Genomic DNA, 17,676 nt, shown 5'->3' on the forward strand with positions numbered 1-17,676 from the left:
AATACCGCGAAAATGCTGGGGTCGGACCCTGAGGGTCCGACCCCAGATTTTATTGTGCCGCCAATCCCAGCTTCAAGCCCACCAGCTTGCCCGGCGTGGCCTCCGTTTTTTCCGGCGCGCCCGCGCTGACCCTGGCCGCCGGCGTGCCGTCCTGCTGCAGGGCAGCCACAATCGCCGCGCTGCGCTGGGCACCCAGTTTATTCAAGGCATCGGCAGGCAGGGGCTGCTTGGCTTCCAGCTGTTCGCGCAAGCCGTTGTAGAACGCTCCCGTGTCGGCCACTTGCGGCTCACCCTCGATCAGCTTGCCCAGGCGTTGGAAGACGGGGATCTTGGCCGCCGCCGGTGCGGAAGCGTTGGCGGAGGCCGCCGCTGGGGCAGGCGCAGTTGATTCCGCCGCCTTTTTCTGCTTGTCCAGCTCGGCCTTGCCGAAGCGCTCGCCGTACAGCTCGCGCAGGGCGCCCCGTATCTTGCGTTCGCCCAGATTCAACGGTCCCGGTTCCTCTCCCGCTTCGAGCTTGATGCCGGCCTTGGCGGCGACGGCGCGGCGCACGGCCTGGGCGCGCAGGGCGGCTCCGTCCGTGTCGCTGTACTGGCCCGGCACGGCCAGCTTCAGCTGTTCGCGCTTGGCGAGGATCTGCGCCACCTGCTTGAGTTTTTCCCGCTCGGGCGGCAGCAGCACGGCGCTGCCCGCATCGAAGTCGATCGATTCCAGCTTGTCGGCGCTGATGCCCAGCAAGTTGCCCAGCGCGCGGAACGGCGCCGTGACGATTTTCGTCAGCACATTGCCGACGGCTTTCCAGATCAGCGCGCCATAGCTGAATTGCGGATCGTTCATGTCGCCCGACACGGGCAGGCCCAGGTCGATGCGCCCGTCGCTATCCTTGAGGATGGCCAGCGCCAATTCCAGCGGCAGCTTCAGGGCGTCCGGACTGTCGATGCGTTCGCCCAGGGTCAGCTTGTCGAGCACAATCTGGTTGGTGCCGTCGAGCTGGCGGTTGCGCACCTTATACTGCAAGTCCAGCGAAATCTTGCCTTCCGCCACTTTATAGCCGGCGAACTTCATCGTGTACGGCGAGGCGGACACCATGTCGACGTTCTTGAAGACCACGTTCAAGTCCGTGTTGTCGGTCGGGGCGAAGGGATTTAATTGTCCGCGCACGCGGGCCAGGCCGAATTCGTCGATGCGGCCATCGAGTTCGATCTGGCTGCGCGCATCGCGCTTCGTCGACAGGCCCGTGACGACGCCGTTCAATTCATAGATCTTCGCCGCAAACTGCGGGCGCAGGCTCAGGTCGGCAAAGTCCAGCTTGGCATTCTGCAGGCGCACGCGGCGCACGCGCACGGGGAAAGCGGCGTCCGGCGCTGCCGTAGCGGCGGGCGCGCTGGCCGCCACTGGGGCTTGCGCCGGCTCCGGCGCCTTCACCAGCAGGCGCTGCGCATTGAGGCTGCGGTCGTTTTCGATGATCAGCTGCGCATTCGGTTCGACCACGCGCAGCTCGGGGATGTCGACAAAATCGGGCCCCACGCTGGCCGTCAGCTTGTCGGTGCGCACGCTTTTCCATGACGCAAAACGCTTGCCATCCGTTTCATTGAGCACGAGGCCGGCGATATCCACGCCGCCCTCATAGCGTACCTTGGGCGCTTTCGGCGCGCCGCCGCCCGTCGTCAGGCGGCCGCTGCCGGAGAGCGAGCCGCCCGCCAGCTTCAGTTTCAGATGCTGCGCCAGCAGCGGTTGCACGGGCGCCAGGGTCAGCTGTTTCAGGTTCAGCTGCGCATCGACGGCGCCCGTGCCCGGCACGAACTTGCCGTTGGCCGTGAGCAAGCCGCCTTCGCGCAGGCCCACGCCCAGCTCGAACGGCAGCGCCTGCTTCATGTCGTTGCTGACCTTGTGCAGCGACAGCCGCGCATCCTGCAGCGTGCCCTTGATGCCCGTGCCCGCATCGTCGAAACGGGCGCCGAACTTGCTCAGTTCCACCTTGTCTACCGTCGTGGACCAGGGCGCGGATGGCGCTTCCTTGCTTGCGTCGGCTTTGCCGGAGGCAAACACGGGCAGCTTTTGCGCAATCGCAAACTCTCCCTGGCGGTTGCGCGCCAGGTCGATCTGCGCGCCGCTGGCCGTCACGGCGCCCAGGTGCACGGTATGCGCCGCCAGGTCGACCTTGCCTTCCGTAAAGCCCAATTGGGCCAGCTTGAACGGCGTTTGCGCACCGCGCTGCATGGCCAGATCGGCCAGACTGAAATTGGCGCCGTCGATGACGGTCGCCATGCCCGCTGGCCCCTGCTGCATGCCCAGCTGCAGCTGCAGTTGCAACTGTCTGGCGCTCAATTGCAGGGCAGGCGAGACGGTTTCATCGATGGCGGACACGTCCACATTGGCCAGCGCCAGCTGTTTTAAATCCACCTTCCACTTGCCAGGTTTGGCTGGCGCGGCGGTGACCGATGCTGCGGGGGCGGGATTGCCCGGCAGCACCAGGTTCGCCACGTCGATCTCGCCCTTGCTGTCGCGCCGCACGGCCACCTTGCCGCCGTACAGATTGACTTTATCCACCGTGACATTCTGGCGCGCCAGGTCCACGTTCACGCCGGCGATGCCCAGGGTGTCCAGTGATGTAAATGGCGCGCCCTTGCCGTCTTGCACCAGCGCCAGGTCGCGCAAGGCCAGGCCCGCGCCCTTGACGGTCGCTTGCAGCGTGCCGTCGGCATAGGAAAAGGCGTAGGGCAGGCGGGCCGACAGCTTGCCGCTGGTGACCGTCGCCCGCGTGTACGCCTTCAAATACGCGGCCAGGCCGGGCAGGGAAGCGTCGTTCAGTATCAACTCGCCTTCGCCCCGGATCGGGCTCAGCGAGGCCGTGCCGCGCCAGTGCAGCTTGCCGCCGCGCGCCGCGTCGGCGCTGAGGCTGTAGCTGCCGTTGGCATCGGGCAGGGTGGAGATATTGTCGAGTGTAAAGTTGATCGGCGTGAAGTTGTCCGCATAACCGGCCTTCTGGTCTTGCCAGTCCACTTTGCCTTGCTCCAGCGCAAAGTGGCCGATGACGAGGCGCGGCATGCCGCCGTCGCTCTTGTCCGGATGATTGCGTTGCCAGGTGGCCAGCACTTCGGCCAGGTTGAACTTGCCGTCCGGCGTGATGGTCAACTGCGCCTGCGGCGCCGTGATGCGGATTTCCGCCAGGCTCCAGGCGCGGCGCACGATGGATTTCCATTCGAGTTGCACGGCCAGCGCGCCGATGGACAGCAGCGGCGCGCCGCTCTGGCCACCAGCGCTGGCCGCTTCCTTGAAAGCGATCTGGTCCGCTTCCAGGCGCAAGGTGAACGGGTTGAAGCGCACGTCGGCGATGCTGGCCTGGCGCGCCAGTTCTTTTTCTGCAAATTTGGGCAGCTGGTTTTTGATGACGTAGGGTACCAGCCAGAAACCGGCCGCGCTGTAGGCGGCCAGGACGCAGCCGGTGCCGACGGCCCAGCGCTGCCAGCGTTTCCAGCGAAATGTTTTCGTCTGCACGCTTTTGTTGTCGATTGTGTTCACGAACTTACCTTTTGATCTTGTTGGGCGGCACATCCTGCACGCCGTGACTGTCAGTATGCCTCTTTGCGGCCTCGTCTGCAAAATCCAAACGTGTTCAAGTGATAACAGGCGCCAGGGTGGCCTTGTTTCTCCTGTAAAACTCACACAAACCCACTCTTACTTGATAATGATTCTCATTATCGGTATCATGCGCGCTAACCGTAAGTTTCCATCCGTACATATTTTCTCATTGAAAGCCCGATGTCATGTCTGTCGTCTCTCCCCGCACCCGCTTACTTCCAGTCGCCGCGGCCCTGTCGCTGGCCTTCGCTTCCCATGCGGCCCATGCCGCCAGCGGCCAGGACGATCTGACGGCTGGCGATGAGAAAGTCATGCAAGCCGTGCAAGTGACGGGCGCCCGCGCGCAAGGCCTGGTGCCCGTCACGACGGAGGCGGGCAGCTTTCGCGGCGCCAACATCATGGACGTGCCGTCGACCGTCAACGTGATCACGCGCGAATTGCTGGAGCAGCAAGCCGTGTCCGGCCTGTACGATGCTGTGCGCAATACGGCGGGCGTGACGCGCCAGCAAAATGGCGGCGAAACGTGGGATCAGCTGGTGATACGCGGCATCGCCGTGGAAAACCGCACGAATTACCGCCTCAACGGTTCCATGCCCATCATGAATTTCTCGCAAGTGCCCATGGAAAACAAGGAACGGGTGGAAGTGCTGAAGGGCGCCTCGGCCCTGTACTACGGTTTTACGTCGCCGGCCGGCGTCGTCAACTTCGTCACCAAGCGGGCGGGCAGCAAGCCCGTCACCAGCATGGGCTTGAGCCTCGATGACCGGGGCAGTGCCGTGGCGAATGTCGACGTGGGCCGCCGTTTCGGCGCGCAGCAGGAATTCGGCGTGCGCATCAACGCGGCCGGCGGCACCCTGGGTTCCTACCTCGATCATGTCGGCAATGGCAACCGCAGCTTTCTCTCCACGGCGCTGGACTGGCGGGTGACAAATAAACTGCTGTTGAAATCCGACCTGGAATACGACCGCCGCAAGGTGACGGAGCAGGCGGGCGTGGCCTTGCCCACCGCCGTGAAAGGCGTGATCAACCTGCCGCGCGCCGTCGATCCGCGCAACTTGATCGGCCCCGACTGGTCGAATTTCGAGGCGCAGACGAAAAACGCGCAATTGCGCGCCGACTACGCCATCACGGATGGCTGGGCCTTGACGGTGGAGGCGGGCCACTCGGAAACGGCGCGCGACCGCCGCCTGGCCATCTTCCGCCTGAATAACGCGGCGGCGCTGGCCACGGGCGCGGGCCGCATCACGGGCAATATCCAGCACAGCGTGACGGCGTCGGACTTGCTGCGCGCGGAACTGGCCGGCAACTTTAATACGGGTTTGATTGCCCATGAACTGACCCTGGGCGCCTCGCGCACGGACAAGTCGCAAGATCCTATCTACCAGAGCAACTACACGATCGCGTCGCAAAACCTGTACAGCCCCGTACCCGTGACGAATGTCGTGTTCGGTCCCAAGCCGACGGCGCCGACGACGGCTGCGCTCGAGACGCGCGACACGGGCTTGTACGCGCTCGACCGCATGGTCTTCAGCCCGCAGTGGCAAAGCGTCATCGGCGTGCGCCGCAGCAGTTATCAGAGCGACCAGGGCGCCAGCCACTACGACGTCAGCAAGACGACGCCGATGGCCTCATTGATCTACAAGGCCACGCCCGAACTGTCGTTTTACGCGTCCACGGCGCGGGGCCTGGAAGAGGGCGAGACGGGCCCGACGGGCACCGTGAACCAGGGCGTCAAGATGGCGCCCGGCGTGAGCAAGCAGAAGGAGCTCGGTGCGCGCTGGCTGACGCCGGGCGGCACCTTGCTGTCCGCCGCGCTGTTCGACATCACGCGCCCCGGCTATTACACGAATAGCAGCAACGTCTTCACGTCGGACGGCGAACAGCGCTACCGTGGCCTGGAACTCTCGACGCAAGGCAAACTGACGCGCCAGCTGTCGTGGCAAACGTCGGCCCAGTTCCTCGACCCAAGCTTTGCGCACATCAACGCCGATTACAACGGCAAGGCGCCGGAAAACGCGTCGAAACGCACGGCCAGCGCCTTCCTCGCTTACGCGTTTGACGCCGTGCCCGGCTTGTCCGTCAACGGCGGCGCGTATTACTACAGCGCCCGTCCCGTCAACGACCTGAACCAGGCCTTCCTCGGCGGCGTGAGCCTGTTCAGCGCGGGTGCCCGCTATGCGAGCACGGTCATGAACAAGGCCGTCGTGTGGCAGCTGAACGTGGAAAACACGGCCGACAAGCGCTACTGGGCCGGCGCGGGCACGCGGCTGGCGTCGGGCGCCCCGCGCGCCATCAAGCTGTCGATGAAGGTGGATTTGTAAGAACGCCTATCAAAACCTACTGCGCGTCGTGATCTGCGGCCTGCGATGCTCACTGTGCTCAAGCACAGTTCCGCTTCTCAGCCACAGCTCCCTTCCGCTCGCTACGGTTTTGTTAGGCGTTGTAAGCAAGGTTTGACTTGCACCCTGTGCGCAGGGGCCTTGCCCTGATACAATGTTGCCATGTTCATCAGCAAAGGCAAGGCCGGCATCGTCCTGTGGATCGCGTGTATCGCCATCTTCCTGGCCACGCTCGCCCCTACGGTGTCGCGCGCGCTGACGGTCGCCAGCGGCCTGGCCGTGCCCAGCCTGGAAATCTGCTCGGTGGCGGGCGGCATGCAAGCCGTGCCCGCCCGCTACGATGCGCAAGAGCCTTCCGCGCCTGAGAAATCGGGCATGCGCATGGGCGATTGCCCCTGCTGCAGCATGCATGCGGACACCTTGTCGATACCGCCCACCACCCTCGTGCTCGCTTCCGGCGAGCTCCTCACGGGCTTGCTGCCCGAGCTGTTCTACCAGTCCGCCACGCCATTGTTCGCCTGGACGCCCGTCCAGCCCCGTGGGCCTCCCGCCGCTTTCTGATCTGTCCCTTTCCCTGAACTGCCTTGCGCCGCGCGGCCATGTGCTGTGTTGCGCTTGCGCCTGTTCATCTTACCTATACAGCATCTGAAAGCAGCACCATGAAACATTTACCGTTCTTGATTTCCCTCGCCATCGCCATGCCCGCCGTGGCGCAAACCCACAATGAAGCAGGCACCACCGTTTTGCCGGAAATGAAAGTCATCGTCACGGCCATAGGCGACGGCTACCGTCCTGCCGCCGACTCGGCGCTCATGCTCTCCAGCACGCCCGGCTACAGCGTGGCGGCCGGCGGCGGCGTGTCCGGCTTGCCAGTGGTTAATGGCTTTGCCGATGACCGCCTCAAGATTCGCATCGACGGCATGGAACTGACGTCCGCCTGCGCCAATCATATGAATGCGCCGTTGTCGTACATTGATCCGCAACAAGTGCAGCGCATCCGCCTGATCGCGGGTGTGACCCCCGTCAGCGCGGGCGGCGACAGCATCGGCGGCACCATCGAGGTGCAATCGAACGCGCCCGTTTTCGCCCGGCCGGGCGCGGGCCTGCTCACGCAAGGCAGCTTTGCCGTGTCCGGGCGCAGCGTCAACAACAGCGTGGCGACCAGCGTGCACGCCACGGCCGCCAGCGACGTGCTCAGCATCGGCTACAGCGGCGCTTACACGCGCGGCCACAGCTATGAAGACGGCCACGGCAATACCGTGCTGGGCAGCATGTTTGAAAGCATCAACCAGGCCATCGTGCTGGCGGCGAAGGGCGATGGTCAGCAGCTGACCTTGCGCGCCGGCGTGCAGCACATCCCGTACCAGGGTTTCCCGAACCAGTACATGGACATGACAGACAACCATGGCCAGTTCGCCAACCTCGCTTACCAGGGCACATTTGCCTGGGGCGTGCTGGACGCACGCGCCTACTGGCAGCAGACGGACCACGAAATGGGCTTTTTCACGCCCGAGCGCAAGGGTTCGATGCCGATGATTACGCATGGCCGCAACACCGGTTATGCGCTGATGGCCAGTCTGCCGACAGGGGCTGGCGAGTTGCGCCTGGGTCAGGAGTGGCACGGTTTCCGCCTCGACGATTACTGGCCGGCCGTGCCCGGTTCCATGATGATGGGGCCGCGCACCTACCTGAACATCAATGACGGCAAGCGCGACCGCACCGTGCTGTTCGGCGAACTGGAAACGCGCCACGCTGCGCGCTGGACGAGCGTGCTGGGCGTGCGTGGCGAATCCGTGCGCATGGATGCGGGCGACGTGCAATCGTACGGCACCAACATGATGAACATGCCCGACGTGATGGCTGCCAAGGCCTTCAATGCGCGCAGCCGCAGCCAGCGCGACACGAATATCGATGCCTCCGCGCAAGCGACGTTCACGCCGGACCTTGCCAGCAGCTATGCATTCGCGCTGGCGCGCAAGGTGCGCTCGCCCAACCTGTACGAGCGCTACTCGTGGGGCCGCGGCTCGATGGCCATGACCATGACCAACTGGTTTGGCGACGGCAACGGCTATGTGGGCGATATCGACCTGAAACCCGAGACGGCGTACACGGCCGCGTTCACGGCCGACTGGCATGGCGGCGGCGAGGAGGGCTGGTTCCTGCGCGTCAATCCCTATTACAGCAAGGTCGACAATTACATCGACGTCGACGTGCTGGCGTCTTTCCACCCGTACATGAAAATGGGCGCGAACGGTAACTTGCTGCGCTTTGCCAACCACGACGCCAAATTGTACGGCGCGAATCTGGCCTGGCAGCTGCCGCTGGCCAGCAGCGCCCGCTGGGGCCGCTTCATGGCGACGGGCAATGCGGCTTACACGCGGGGAAAGCGCAGCGATGCCGGCGACCTGTACCGCATGATGCCGTTCAACGCCTTGCTGGCCGTCGAGCACAAGCTGGGCGCCTGGAGCAACCGCATCGAAACGAAGATCGTGGCCCGCAAGGACAAGGTCGACGTGCGCCGCTTCGAGCCGGAGACGGGCGGCTATGCGCTCGTCAACCTGCGCAGCAGCGTGGCGCTGAACAAGATGGCCAGCCTGAGCGCCGGTGTCAGCAACCTGTTCAACCGCGCGTATGCGGACCCGCTCGGTGGCGTGTACCTGTCGGGACTGAAGGCGAACGGCGGGGCGCTGCAAGCCTTGCCGGCCGAGGGCCGGTCGATTGATATGGGGCTGCAGCTGAAGTTCTAAGCCTGCTATCAGTGTGCGCCTTCCTGCCACCGATGCGGCAGGAAGGCGCACGCTGGCATCGCCGCATCGGTGAGCGCCATGTGGGCGTGACAATGTGCGCATGTTTCTCGACGGTAATTTGTTATGCTCTCTGGCGCCTGCTTCTGGCGTTGGCGCACATCGGTGCGATAGCGGAGGCTGAAGGCTTTATCTGCTCAAATGAAGCTGACTGAATAAAAGGTGTCCATGATCGCATTTAAAGATTTTCGTTCGACCACTGCGGGCAGTCCGCTTTCCGATGGCATGGACCGGTCGCTGGTATTGGCCAATGAATGGCTGTTAAAAACCGGCGTTCGTCCGGTCAACATCGAAACCATCACGGAAACGCGAGGCTGGACGGCGTTAGCCAAGGTTGAGCGAGGGATACGGGTTTGGTATGAAGTGGCGCCTCCTCCCTTGAAGTCCTGAGCTGTTCAGGCAGACCATTCCCCGCTCACCGGCCGCAGAGCCATCAACTTCCGCCTCCGCTCTTTTTTCGCCGTGAGCCCGTCAGCACGCGCAGCGCGGTGGCGATCGGCACCTTGTTCTTGGCCAGGTAGGCGGCGGCCGTGGCGGTATCGAGCATTTCCTGGAAAATAATGCCGACCTCGACCTTTTGGGCCGTCAAATCGTCCTGCCTTGCGCAGTCGAGGATATCCATATTCGTAGCAGTAACTTTGTCATTCTTGGAGCGCATTTTTGCCTCGGTAGAAAAGAGAAAAAATGTCTCCTTTATTTGCCTTTAAGATAACTTATTTTTGTGACTTTGTGGAAATTTTTCTTTAATCGATAGTGCCTTCAAGAATTAAATTTAGCTATGGGCCAAGGTTAGTGCCTGGGGATGAATGCGTGATAGATGACATTCCCTCATGCATTGCCTGATCAACCATCGTTTGCCAGCGGCGCCCGGATGCGCTCTAATCATGGCTTGTTCCTACACGAGGTTGCCATGCTGCCCACTCCCGCCATCGCCGCGCTGCGCGAAAAATTTCCCCTGATTGCAGAACTGATGGCCTTGCAGCCCTTGAGCTGGTTCAATCCCCGCATCGCCCCGGCGGCCGAGGGTTTGAAGGATGTGGGCTTGACGGCGGACGACGTGGCCGATGCCAGCGCGCGCCTGGCGCGCTTCGCGCCGTACCTGGCCAAGGCGTTTCCGGAAACGCAGGCCAGCGGCGGCGTCATCGAGTCGCCCGTCGTGCCGCTGCCCGCCATGCAGGCGGCCTTAGACATGACGAGCGGTCAGCTGTGGCTCAAGCAGGACAGTCATTTGCCCATTTCCGGCTCGATCAAGGCGCGCGGCGGCATCTATGAAGTGTTGAAACATGCGGAAATGCTGGCGCTGGACGCGGGCTTGCTGAAGGAGGGCGATGACTACAGCCTGCTGGCCAGCGACGCCGTGCGCGCCTTCTTTGGCCAGTATGCGATCGCCGTCGGCTCCACGGGCAACCTGGGTTTGTCGATCGGCATCATGAGCGCGCGTCTGGGCTTTCGCGCCACCGTGCACATGTCGGCCGATGCGCGGCAATGGAAGAAGGATAAATTGCGCAGCCACGGCGTCACCGTCGTCGAGTACGCGACCGACTACAGCGTGGCCGTGGAAGCGGGGCGCCAGCAGGCGGAGAACGACCCCACCTGCCACTTCGTCGACGATGAAAATTCGCACGATCTGTTCCTCGGCTATGCGGTGGCGGGCCAGCGCCTGAAAGCCCAGTTTGACGCTGCCGGCGTCGCGGTCGATGCGCATCACCCGCTGTTCGTCTACCTGCCGTGCGGCGTGGGCGGCGGTCCCGGCGGCGTGGCCTTCGGCTTGAAGCTGGCCTTTGGCGATTTTGTTCACTGCGTCTTCGTCGAGCCGACCCACTCGCCGTGCATGCTGCTGGGCGTGCACACGGGCTTGCACGAGGGAATCAGTGTGCAGGAGATCGGCATCGACAACCTGACGGCCGCCGATGGACTGGCCGTGGGACGCCCGTCCGGCTTCGTCGGGCGCGCCATGCAGCGGCTGATCGACGGCTACGCCACCGTCACCGATGAAGAACTGTACCGCTTGCTGGCGACGCTTGAGCAAACGCAAGGCTTGCGCCTGGAACCGTCCGCCGTGGCCGGTTTCGCGGGCATCCCTGCCGTGCTGGCCGCGCCGCAATACCAGGCGCAGCTGGAAACGGCCACCCACCTCGTGTGGGGTACGGGCGGCAGCATGGTGCCCGAGCAGGAAATGGCTGCCTACGTGGCGCGCGGCCGCGCCTTGCTGGCGGCCGGAGCCGCCTGATGCCGCCCGGCATGCCGCGCATGTCCACGCTGACGGCCAGCCAGTTCGCCAACCTGCACACCTTTCTCGTGGCGGCGCGCCATGCCAGCTTCGCGCTGGCCGCGCAGGAACTGGCGCTCACGCCCAGCGCCGTCAGCCACCGCATCGCGCGGCTGGAAAGCAGCCTGGGCTTGCGGCTGTTCCAGCGCCTGACGCGGCAAGTCAAACTGACGGCCGACGGCGAGCGCATCTTTGCCGCCCTGCAAATCGGCTGGGATGGCTTGCAGGCGGCGCTGGCCGGCGGCGATGCGCTGGCGGGCAGCATCACCGTGCATGCGCGCCCGTCCATCGCCCAGTGCTGGCTGGTGCCGCGCCTGGCAGGCTTCGCTGCACAGTATCCGGACGTGTCGGTCGACTTGCGCGTGGACAATGAAAGCGTGGACTTTCGCGCCGGCCAGGTCGACCTGGCCTTGCACTATGGCGACGGCCACTTTCCCGGCCTGGCATCGCGCAAGCTGATGGAGGAATGGCTGGCGCCCGCGTGCAGCCCGCACTATGCGCGCGAACACGGCTTGTTTGACGCGCCGCATCAGCTGTCCAGCGCGACGCTGCTGCACGACACCCTGGCCTGGCCCGCCTGCGCGCCCGACGCCGAGTGGCGGTTGTGGCTGGACGGGCAGGCGCCGGAGGTGACCTTGCCGGCGCGCAGCCTGCGTTTCGACCGCGCCGACCTGTGCGCGCAGGCGGCCATCCACCACGCGGGCGTGGCCATGGGCCGGCGCCAGCTGGTGCAGCCGTGGCTGGCCAGCGGGCAGCTGGTTTTGCCGTTCGGCCCTTTTAACTTGCCCAGCCCGCAGGCGTATTACCTCGTGCACAGCGCACACGCCGCGCTGCCGGCGCGCGTGCAGGCCTTGTTCGATTGGCTGCTGGGGCAGGCAATTTGATACACTGCGCCCCTTGTTGAAGCACACGCCAGAAAGAACACCCATGCAGCCCTCCCCATCGCCCCCCACCGCGCCGGCGCAATTGCGCGAGTTACGCAGCACTGCGCTGGCCTGCCTGCTGGAACCGGACCCGGCAACCAAGGTGGCGATGGTAGCCGCCATGGCCGAGGCGCCGTTGGCACTCGACGCGCAGGCGGACTTGGCGCCCACGGGCGCCGTGCCGGGCCGGCCCGAGCGTCCGGAACTGGTGCCGCCGCGCCTGGTGGGGCGGCGTTCGATGATCACGCCGGAAGGGCGCGCCATGCTGGTGCACGCGCTCGCGCATATCGAATTCAACGCGATGAATTTGGCGCTCGATGCCCTGTGGCGCTTCCCGGACCTGCCGGCCGAATACTATATGGACTGGCTGCGCGTGGCGAAGGAGGAAGCGACGCACTTTGCCATGCTGCAGGCGCACCTGCAGGTCTTGGGCCACACGTATGGCGACTTCCCCGGCCACGACAGCCTGTGGGAAATGGTCGACAAGACGCGCGGCGACGTGCTGGCGCGCATGGCGCTGGTGCCGCGCACCCTGGAAGCGCGGGGCCTCGATGCGATTCCGCCGCTGCGCGCCAAGCTGGCGCAGGCGGGCGACATGGCCGCCGCAGCCATCCTCGACATCATCTTGCGCGACGAAGTGGGGCACGTCGAGATCGGCAACCGCTGGTACGGCTATCTGTGCGGGCAGCGCGGCCTGGAGCTGCGCGCGACGTATGCGGAACTGGCGCTGCGCTACGAGGCGCCCACCCTGCGCGGCCCGTTCAACCTGGAAGCGCGGCGGCGGGCGGGGTTTTCGGAGCTGGAATTGTCCGATCTGCCCGCCTGACCATGCTTACGGATGGGCCGTGATGCTGATGTGCCAGTGGCTCAGGTGTCCCGCCTCGATGTGCACTTTTGCCGGCTTGGTCCAGGCCCCGGCGCCGGGGATATTGTCGGTAGGGGCGGCGGAAAAACGCCCGTCGACGAGGGCCCGCTTGATGAAACTGGGGCCGATGTAGATGACGCGCGTGCTGGCCTGCGCCGCTTCCAGGGCCAGCATGGCCCGGTTTGCCGCGATCCACGCCAGCAGGGCTGCCAGTTTCGGCTTTTGCGCGGGGTTGGCCACCACTTCCGCTTTTGCGTCGTTGATCAGCTGGTGAATGGCGGCGCCGTCGTTCTGGCCGCCCAGCGCGTCCGTATAGCCGCCGGCGCCGTCCGCGTAGCGCAGGTCGATCTGCTGGCCGTCGCTGTGGCCGCTGTGGCCGAGGATGGACCGGCCCGTTGCCGTCTGCGTCACGTGCTGGCCGCTGATGTCGTCGAAACGGTAAGCCTTGCCCGCCAGCCAGGCGATGGCCAGGCGCGTGGCCCACGAATCGCCGCCAGGATCGCGCGTGCCGTAGCGCCGCGCCGCCAGCGCCGCCTCGTCGTTGGCCAGGTACAGGGGGATATAGGCCGTGTCGCCCTTGAACGCCACTTGTCCCCCTTCGGCCGGGTCGGAGCTGGCATCGGTATTGTCGATGCGGCCCTTCAGGCGCACCGTGACGACGGCCTTCTTGTCGAGCTTGGCGCCGGCAAAGGCGGGCAGCACCAGGCTGGGAAATTTCACGGTGCCGGCAGTCTTGGTATTGGTCTGGGACAATAAATTCTGCGTGCTGAAGGCGGGGTCGCCGCCGCCGGACGCAATGCCGATGTTCACTTCCGTAATCGTCGCCGCCGCCGGCGTGTAGTGCAATTCCAGCGGCAAGGTGTGCGTGGCCGTGGCGTTTCCTTGCGACACGGATACATACGGTCCCGGCAGATTGCCCGTCAACTTGATCGGCTGCAACACGGGGTGGGCATCCTTGTTGGGCGAAAGGAATTTTGCCAGCGTCACCTTCAAGCCCTTGCACGCGAGGCTCAGTTCCACCGTCGTCACGGTGGCCAGAGCGCTGTCGCCGATATTCGTGGCGCTGACATTGCCGCCCAGGGTCAACGCCCCATCCTTGGTTTGCTTGCTGACATCGACGCACTCGGTCCTGACGATGGTGCCCTGCGTAAAGTGGCTCTGGTTGACGGCGCCTGCGGCGGCCAGGTTGACCCCGGGCAGCCCCGTCACGGAATAGGACCAGGTATCGTTGTACTGGCTTTGCGCCGTCGTGTAGACGGGATACTCGGCCGTGCTGACGGTGATTTTCACGCCCACGTTTTTCGTATCCTTGGGCACCGTGAAGGCGATGGGCGAGCTGATGGTCTGGTTTTGCGCGGCCGCCGTGGCCGTGAAGGTCTTGCTGTCCGCGTCATCCTGCGGCGTGACGTCGCCCGCGGCGCGATGGCTGGCGGGCACCTCGCGCGCGGGCGGCGCGGCGCCATCCTGCGTGACGCTGCCGGCGGTATAGGTCTTCGCCTCGGCGCGCAAGGCCGGGCTCGCCGCATACGGGTAGACGATGTCGACATTGACGTTGCTGCTGCTGTTGAAGACGACGGCGCTGACGCTGACCACGTTTGGATGGACGAGGTCGTTCAAGGTCAGCTGGTAGGTGTCGGGCAGCACGCCATCGAAGTGGAAGGCGCCCGTGGCGTCGACCACGGCTACCTGGCGCTGGCGGTTGTTGTAGCCGGCCAATAACATTTTCTTGCCGGCCAGTCCCGTGGCATTGCCGCCTGCGGGCGTGCGCAGCTGTCCTTGCAGCACGATGCCGGACTTGATGACGATCAAGGCATAGCTGGCCGTGAACTCGCCATCCTGCGAGACGAAATTGAGGTTCAAGTCGTAGCTGCCGTTGGGCAAGGGTGCCAGCAGTTGCTGCATGGCCGTGGCGCCGATGCTGAAGGTGCCGCTGGCCGCATCGAACGTCCAGTAGCTCTTGAGGCTGATGGCCATGCCATCCGGGCCGGACAGCAGACCGTCGCTGTCATCCTGCAGGGCCAGCGGCGGCGCGCCCACGAGGCGCAATCCCAGGCCGCCCGGCTGCAGGCGGTTGTTCGGCCCCAGCCCAGTGATGGCCAGCACGGGCGCCGCCGCGGGCACGCTGCCGTCGTCGTTCGGCTCCACATAGGTTTCCACGGCCGTCGGCAGTTCGGTCTGGATCAGCAGATCCAGGATGGTGACCTTGCCGCCCTTGCTGAGGGAAAATTGCGCATGCTGGTCGACGCCCGTGTCGCCCGGCGTGGAAAAGCGCAGGCTGCCTTCCTGCAGCAGCACGTCCGTGACGGCGCCGCTGGCCTTGACGCTGTCGGCGCCGTCGGGAAAGCCCAGCCCGGACAGCGGCAGCACGACCACTTGCGCGGGCCGCACGGGGTCGAGGGCGATGCCGGTGCTGGTGCTGAAAGTCCAGGTCAGGCCGGCGCTCTGGAAGGCGATGCTGCGCTCGATGCGCAGGGTGATGGTGTCAGCGGGCGTGACGGTGGCGCCCGCGCCGATGCTGCCGGCCTGCACGTCGCCATCGATGATGGTGCTGCCTTCTGGCGCGCTGGCCAGCACGGCTTGCACATTGCCGGCCGCCTCGCTGCCATTGTTGCGGATGTGCACGCGGTAAGTGTAGTCCCAGACCGTGCGGCTGACGCGCTGTTCAGCCACTTTATCGAGCATCGTCACTTCAAAGTCGCCGGCGGCCTGGACTGTGGCTGCCGCTGCCGCCAGCATGACCTTCGGCGCGGGCGACTGCGTGGGATCGTTGGGGCCGCCGCAGGCGCACAGGCCGAGCGCCAGGCCTGTGGCCAGCGCGGCACACGCCAGCTGCCGGCGCCGCAGGCACGCCAAGCCCAGCACGCCGGCCAGCAGCAGCCATGGCGTGGAGGGCAGGGGCACGGCGGCCGGCTGCGTGATGCCTGCCTCCAGTTCGATGAAGGAGACGGGGTCGAGGATGGAAAACGGCTGGGTGCCGGGACTGCCCGCGCCCAGGTAATCGAAGGTGACGGAAAAGCCCGTGGCCGTGGCGCCGGGGGCGATGCCGCCGGCCAGCGCCAGCGCGTCGAGGTAGCCGCTGGCGGGAATGGCGGGATCGGGCTGCACCAGCAGCACGTCCCAGCCCGGCGCCGTGGAGACGCTCTGCAGGTTGGCGAACTGGCCCACGCTGAAGAACAAGGTGAATTCCTCGATGGGCACGGCCAGAGTGGTATTGCTGACCGTGTAGTCGTAGCGCCACTGCGTGCCGCCCAGCGACGTTGCCGTGTAGCCGATGCTGGTGGCGTGCGCGGCCGACATTGCGCATAGCAGCAGCGCCAGCAGCACTTGTTTGATAAAGCTCATGATCGTTCCCCCGTTGACTGGCGCCAAGCGTGCCCAGGCGAGAGGTCAAGCAGGAAACGTTCCTGTCTGGATTATGCTGCAAAAACAAGGGCTAGTCTCGGACGGGCCGGAGCAGGTGTCAAATTTGCCGACATCGGCATTTATGGCTGAGTCTGTCAGCGCTGTCCTACCCGTCTTGTCGAAACCGTCTGATTGTATGCCTTGTGGAAACACGCGATGATCGTGTCCATGCTGCAACAGCCAACCAGTCCGACGGAGTATGCGATGCAAAAGCCAGGCCAGTCCCTTCACGTGAACAAGCCATTCCTGCTGATCTGCCTGTTCACCTTTTCGACCCTGGCGGCCACTTTGATGAATGCGGGCGAGGCGCAGAACGGCGATGCCGCGCCGGCCCCCGTGGCGCGCGAAGCGGGGCATGGCGCCTTGCCCGTGTGCCGCAGCGATGCCCTCACGCTGTCGGCCCAGTGCCAGCGCCAGCCCGCGCGCCAGGCTTGACCGCACTCTGCAGGCGCTGCTGCAGCAAGGCCAGCACGGCCGCTTCCTCCGGCGCCAGCGCCGGCAGTTCTTCCCGTAATTGCTCCTGCGCCCGCGCGCGCATGCCTTCCAATAAACTGCCCTCCAGATACGATTCCAGCACGGCCGGGTGCACATAGCACTTGCGGCAGATCGTCGGCGTGTTGCCCAGTTTTTTCGCCACGGACTCGATCGCCTGCACGATGTTTTTCTTCGCTTGCGCATCGGAATCGACCTGCTCGAACGCCTGCAGGGCCAGCGCGGCCAGCAGGGTGCCGGACCAGGTGCGGAAATCCTTGGCCGTGTAGTCTTCGCCCGTCACCTCGCGCAGATAATCGTTGACGTCGCCCGAATCGACGCCGTGGCGAGCGCCATCGTCATCGATGTATTGAAACAGTTCCTGGCCCGGCAACTCGCGCATGCGCCGCAGCACTGTGGCCAGCTTGCGGTCGCTCAGGCGGATATCGTGGCGCACGCCGCTCTTGCCCTTGAAGTGAAAGGCCACGGCGCTGCCGTCGACCTGCACGTGGCGCGTGCGCAGGGTGGTCAGGCCGAACGATTTGTTCGCGCGCGCATATTCTTCGTTGCCGATGCGCATCATCGTCAATTCCAGCAGGTGCACGATGGTGGCCAGCACTTTTTCACGTGGCAAGCCCGGCAGCTGCATGCCGCGCGCGACGGCGGCGCGGATGGCGGGCAGGGCGCGGCCAAAGCTGAGCATGCGTTCATATTTCACTTCGTCGCGCACCTGGCGCCAGCGCGCATGGTAGCGGTACTGCTTGCGGCCACGCGCATCGCGTCCCGTCGCCTGCAAATGGCCATTCGCGTGCGGGCATATCCACACGTCCGTCCAGGCGGGCGGGATGGCCAGCGCCTTGATGCGCGTCAAGGCGGCGCTATCGCGCACGATCTGGCCGTCCGCGTCGCGGTAGCGGAACTTGCCGGGCTTGCCCGATCGGGCGATGCCGTTCTGATGGTCCCCCGTGTAGCGCAGGCCGGCGGCGCGGGCCGTGGTGGTGGCAGATATTTCCATGACGATAG

General features: G+C 65.0%; 12 protein-coding genes. 8 read left to right on the top strand and 4 right to left on the bottom strand.

Translation table 11 applies throughout. From position 1 onward, the window contains the following. Nucleotides 1–49: 49 nt before the first annotated feature. On the bottom strand, nucleotides 50–3,520 hold the full coding sequence (locus tag JAB8_RS01790; protein ID WP_254679419.1) for a DUF748 domain-containing protein: 3,471 nt from the start codon (nucleotides 3,518–3,520) through the stop codon (nucleotides 50–52). A gap of 245 nt (nucleotides 3,521–3,765) precedes the next feature. Between JAB8_RS01790 and JAB8_RS01795 the strand changes: the two genes are divergently transcribed. The 4 genes from JAB8_RS01795 to JAB8_RS28780 all read left to right on the top strand — a co-directional run bounded on the left by JAB8_RS01795 (nucleotide 3,766) and on the right by JAB8_RS28780 (nucleotide 9,113). Further along, on the top strand, nucleotides 3,766–5,901 hold the full coding sequence (locus JAB8_RS01795) for a TonB-dependent siderophore receptor (RefSeq protein ID WP_070223592.1): 2,136 nt from the start codon (nucleotides 3,766–3,768) through the stop codon (nucleotides 5,899–5,901). Nucleotides 5,902–6,081: 180 nt separating this feature from the next. Beyond that, nucleotides 6,082–6,480, top strand: a complete 399-nt coding sequence (locus JAB8_RS01800) for a DUF2946 domain-containing protein (RefSeq protein ID WP_070223590.1) — start codon at nucleotides 6,082–6,084, stop codon at nucleotides 6,478–6,480. 98 nt (nucleotides 6,481–6,578) lie between these two features. Beyond that, nucleotides 6,579–8,666, top strand: a complete 2,088-nt coding sequence (locus JAB8_RS01805) for a TonB-dependent receptor (RefSeq protein ID WP_070223588.1) — start codon at nucleotides 6,579–6,581, stop codon at nucleotides 8,664–8,666. 225 nt (nucleotides 8,667–8,891) lie between these two features. Beyond that, on the top strand, nucleotides 8,892–9,113 hold the full coding sequence (locus JAB8_RS28780) for a hypothetical protein (RefSeq protein ID WP_139142896.1): 222 nt from the start codon (nucleotides 8,892–8,894) through the stop codon (nucleotides 9,111–9,113). Between the two features lie 43 nt (nucleotides 9,114–9,156). On the opposite strand, the gene JAB8_RS01810 is transcribed toward JAB8_RS28780, so the two are convergent. Further along, nucleotides 9,157–9,345, bottom strand: coding sequence for a hypothetical protein (locus tag JAB8_RS01810; RefSeq protein ID WP_139142897.1), 189 nt, complete (start codon nucleotides 9,343–9,345; stop codon nucleotides 9,157–9,159). Nucleotides 9,346–9,633: 288 nt separating this feature from the next. Between JAB8_RS01810 and JAB8_RS01815 the strand changes: the two genes are divergently transcribed. The 3 genes from JAB8_RS01815 to JAB8_RS01825 are packed head-to-tail and all read left to right on the top strand — an operon-like array spanning nucleotide 9,634 to nucleotide 12,741. Beyond that, nucleotides 9,634–10,953, top strand: coding sequence for a D-serine ammonia-lyase (locus JAB8_RS01815; protein WP_070288181.1), 1,320 nt, complete (start codon nucleotides 9,634–9,636; stop codon nucleotides 10,951–10,953). After that, nucleotides 10,953–11,876, top strand: coding sequence for a DNA-binding transcriptional regulator DsdC (gene dsdC / locus JAB8_RS01820; RefSeq protein ID WP_070288182.1), 924 nt, complete (start codon nucleotides 10,953–10,955; stop codon nucleotides 11,874–11,876). Before JAB8_RS01815 ends, dsdC begins: the two co-directional genes overlap by 1 nt. Before the next feature lie 43 nt (nucleotides 11,877–11,919). Further along, a complete protein-coding gene (locus JAB8_RS01825) occupies nucleotides 11,920–12,741 on the top strand; it encodes a ferritin-like domain-containing protein (protein ID WP_070288183.1) in 822 nt (273 codons plus the stop codon). 6 nt (nucleotides 12,742–12,747) lie between these two features. Here the strand turns inward: JAB8_RS01825 and JAB8_RS01830 are convergent, their stop codons facing one another. Then, a complete protein-coding gene (locus tag JAB8_RS01830) occupies nucleotides 12,748–16,122 on the bottom strand; it encodes a hypothetical protein (protein ID WP_070288184.1) in 3,375 nt (1,124 codons plus the stop codon). Nucleotides 16,123–16,350: 228 nt separating this feature from the next. On the opposite strand from JAB8_RS01830, the gene JAB8_RS01835 reads away from it, so the two are divergent. Beyond that, nucleotides 16,351–16,617 carry a hypothetical protein gene (locus tag JAB8_RS01835; RefSeq protein WP_139142899.1) on the top strand — a complete coding sequence of 89 codons (267 nt, stop codon included), beginning with the start codon at nucleotides 16,351–16,353 and terminating at the stop codon, nucleotides 16,615–16,617. Here the strand turns inward: JAB8_RS01835 and JAB8_RS01840 are convergent. Beyond that, entirely contained in the window at nucleotides 16,571–17,668 is a 1,098-nt protein-coding gene (locus tag JAB8_RS01840) for a DNA topoisomerase IB (protein ID WP_070288186.1), read from the bottom strand. The two genes, JAB8_RS01835 and JAB8_RS01840, sit on opposite strands and share 47 nt — an antisense overlap. Between the last annotated feature and the right edge of the window lie 8 nt (nucleotides 17,669–17,676).

Source organism: Janthinobacterium sp. HH106 (assembly GCF_001758725.1).
Classification (GTDB): Bacteria; Pseudomonadota; Gammaproteobacteria; order Burkholderiales; family Burkholderiaceae_D; genus Janthinobacterium.

What these genes read in the sequence shown, in the direction of transcription:
- JAB8_RS01795 (WP_070223592.1), top strand. Translation starts at nt 3,766, where the DNA reads ATGTCTGTCGTCTCTCCCCGCACCCGCTTACTTCCAGTCGCCGCGGCC.
- JAB8_RS01800 (WP_070223590.1), top strand. Translation starts at nt 6,082, where the DNA reads ATGTTCATCAGCAAAGGCAAGGCCGGCATCGTCCTGTGGATCGCGTGT.
- JAB8_RS01805 (WP_070223588.1), top strand. Translation starts at nt 6,579, where the DNA reads ATGAAACATTTACCGTTCTTGATTTCCCTCGCCATCGCCATGCCCGCC.
- JAB8_RS28780 (WP_139142896.1), top strand. Translation starts at nt 8,892, where the DNA reads ATGATCGCATTTAAAGATTTTCGTTCGACCACTGCGGGCAGTCCGCTT.
- JAB8_RS01810 (WP_139142897.1), bottom strand. Translation starts at nt 9,345, where the DNA reads ATGGATATCCTCGACTGCGCAAGGCAGGACGATTTGACGGCCCAAAAG.
- JAB8_RS01815 (WP_070288181.1), top strand. Translation starts at nt 9,634, where the DNA reads ATGCTGCCCACTCCCGCCATCGCCGCGCTGCGCGAAAAATTTCCCCTG.
- dsdC (WP_070288182.1), top strand. Translation starts at nt 10,953, where the DNA reads ATGCCGCCCGGCATGCCGCGCATGTCCACGCTGACGGCCAGCCAGTTC.
- JAB8_RS01825 (WP_070288183.1), top strand. Translation starts at nt 11,920, where the DNA reads ATGCAGCCCTCCCCATCGCCCCCCACCGCGCCGGCGCAATTGCGCGAG.
- JAB8_RS01830 (WP_070288184.1), bottom strand. Translation starts at nt 16,122, where the DNA reads ATGAGCTTTATCAAACAAGTGCTGCTGGCGCTGCTGCTATGCGCAATG.
- JAB8_RS01835 (WP_139142899.1), top strand. Translation starts at nt 16,351, where the DNA reads ATGCTGCAACAGCCAACCAGTCCGACGGAGTATGCGATGCAAAAGCCA.
- JAB8_RS01840 (WP_070288186.1), bottom strand. Translation starts at nt 17,668, where the DNA reads ATGGAAATATCTGCCACCACCACGGCCCGCGCCGCCGGCCTGCGCTAC.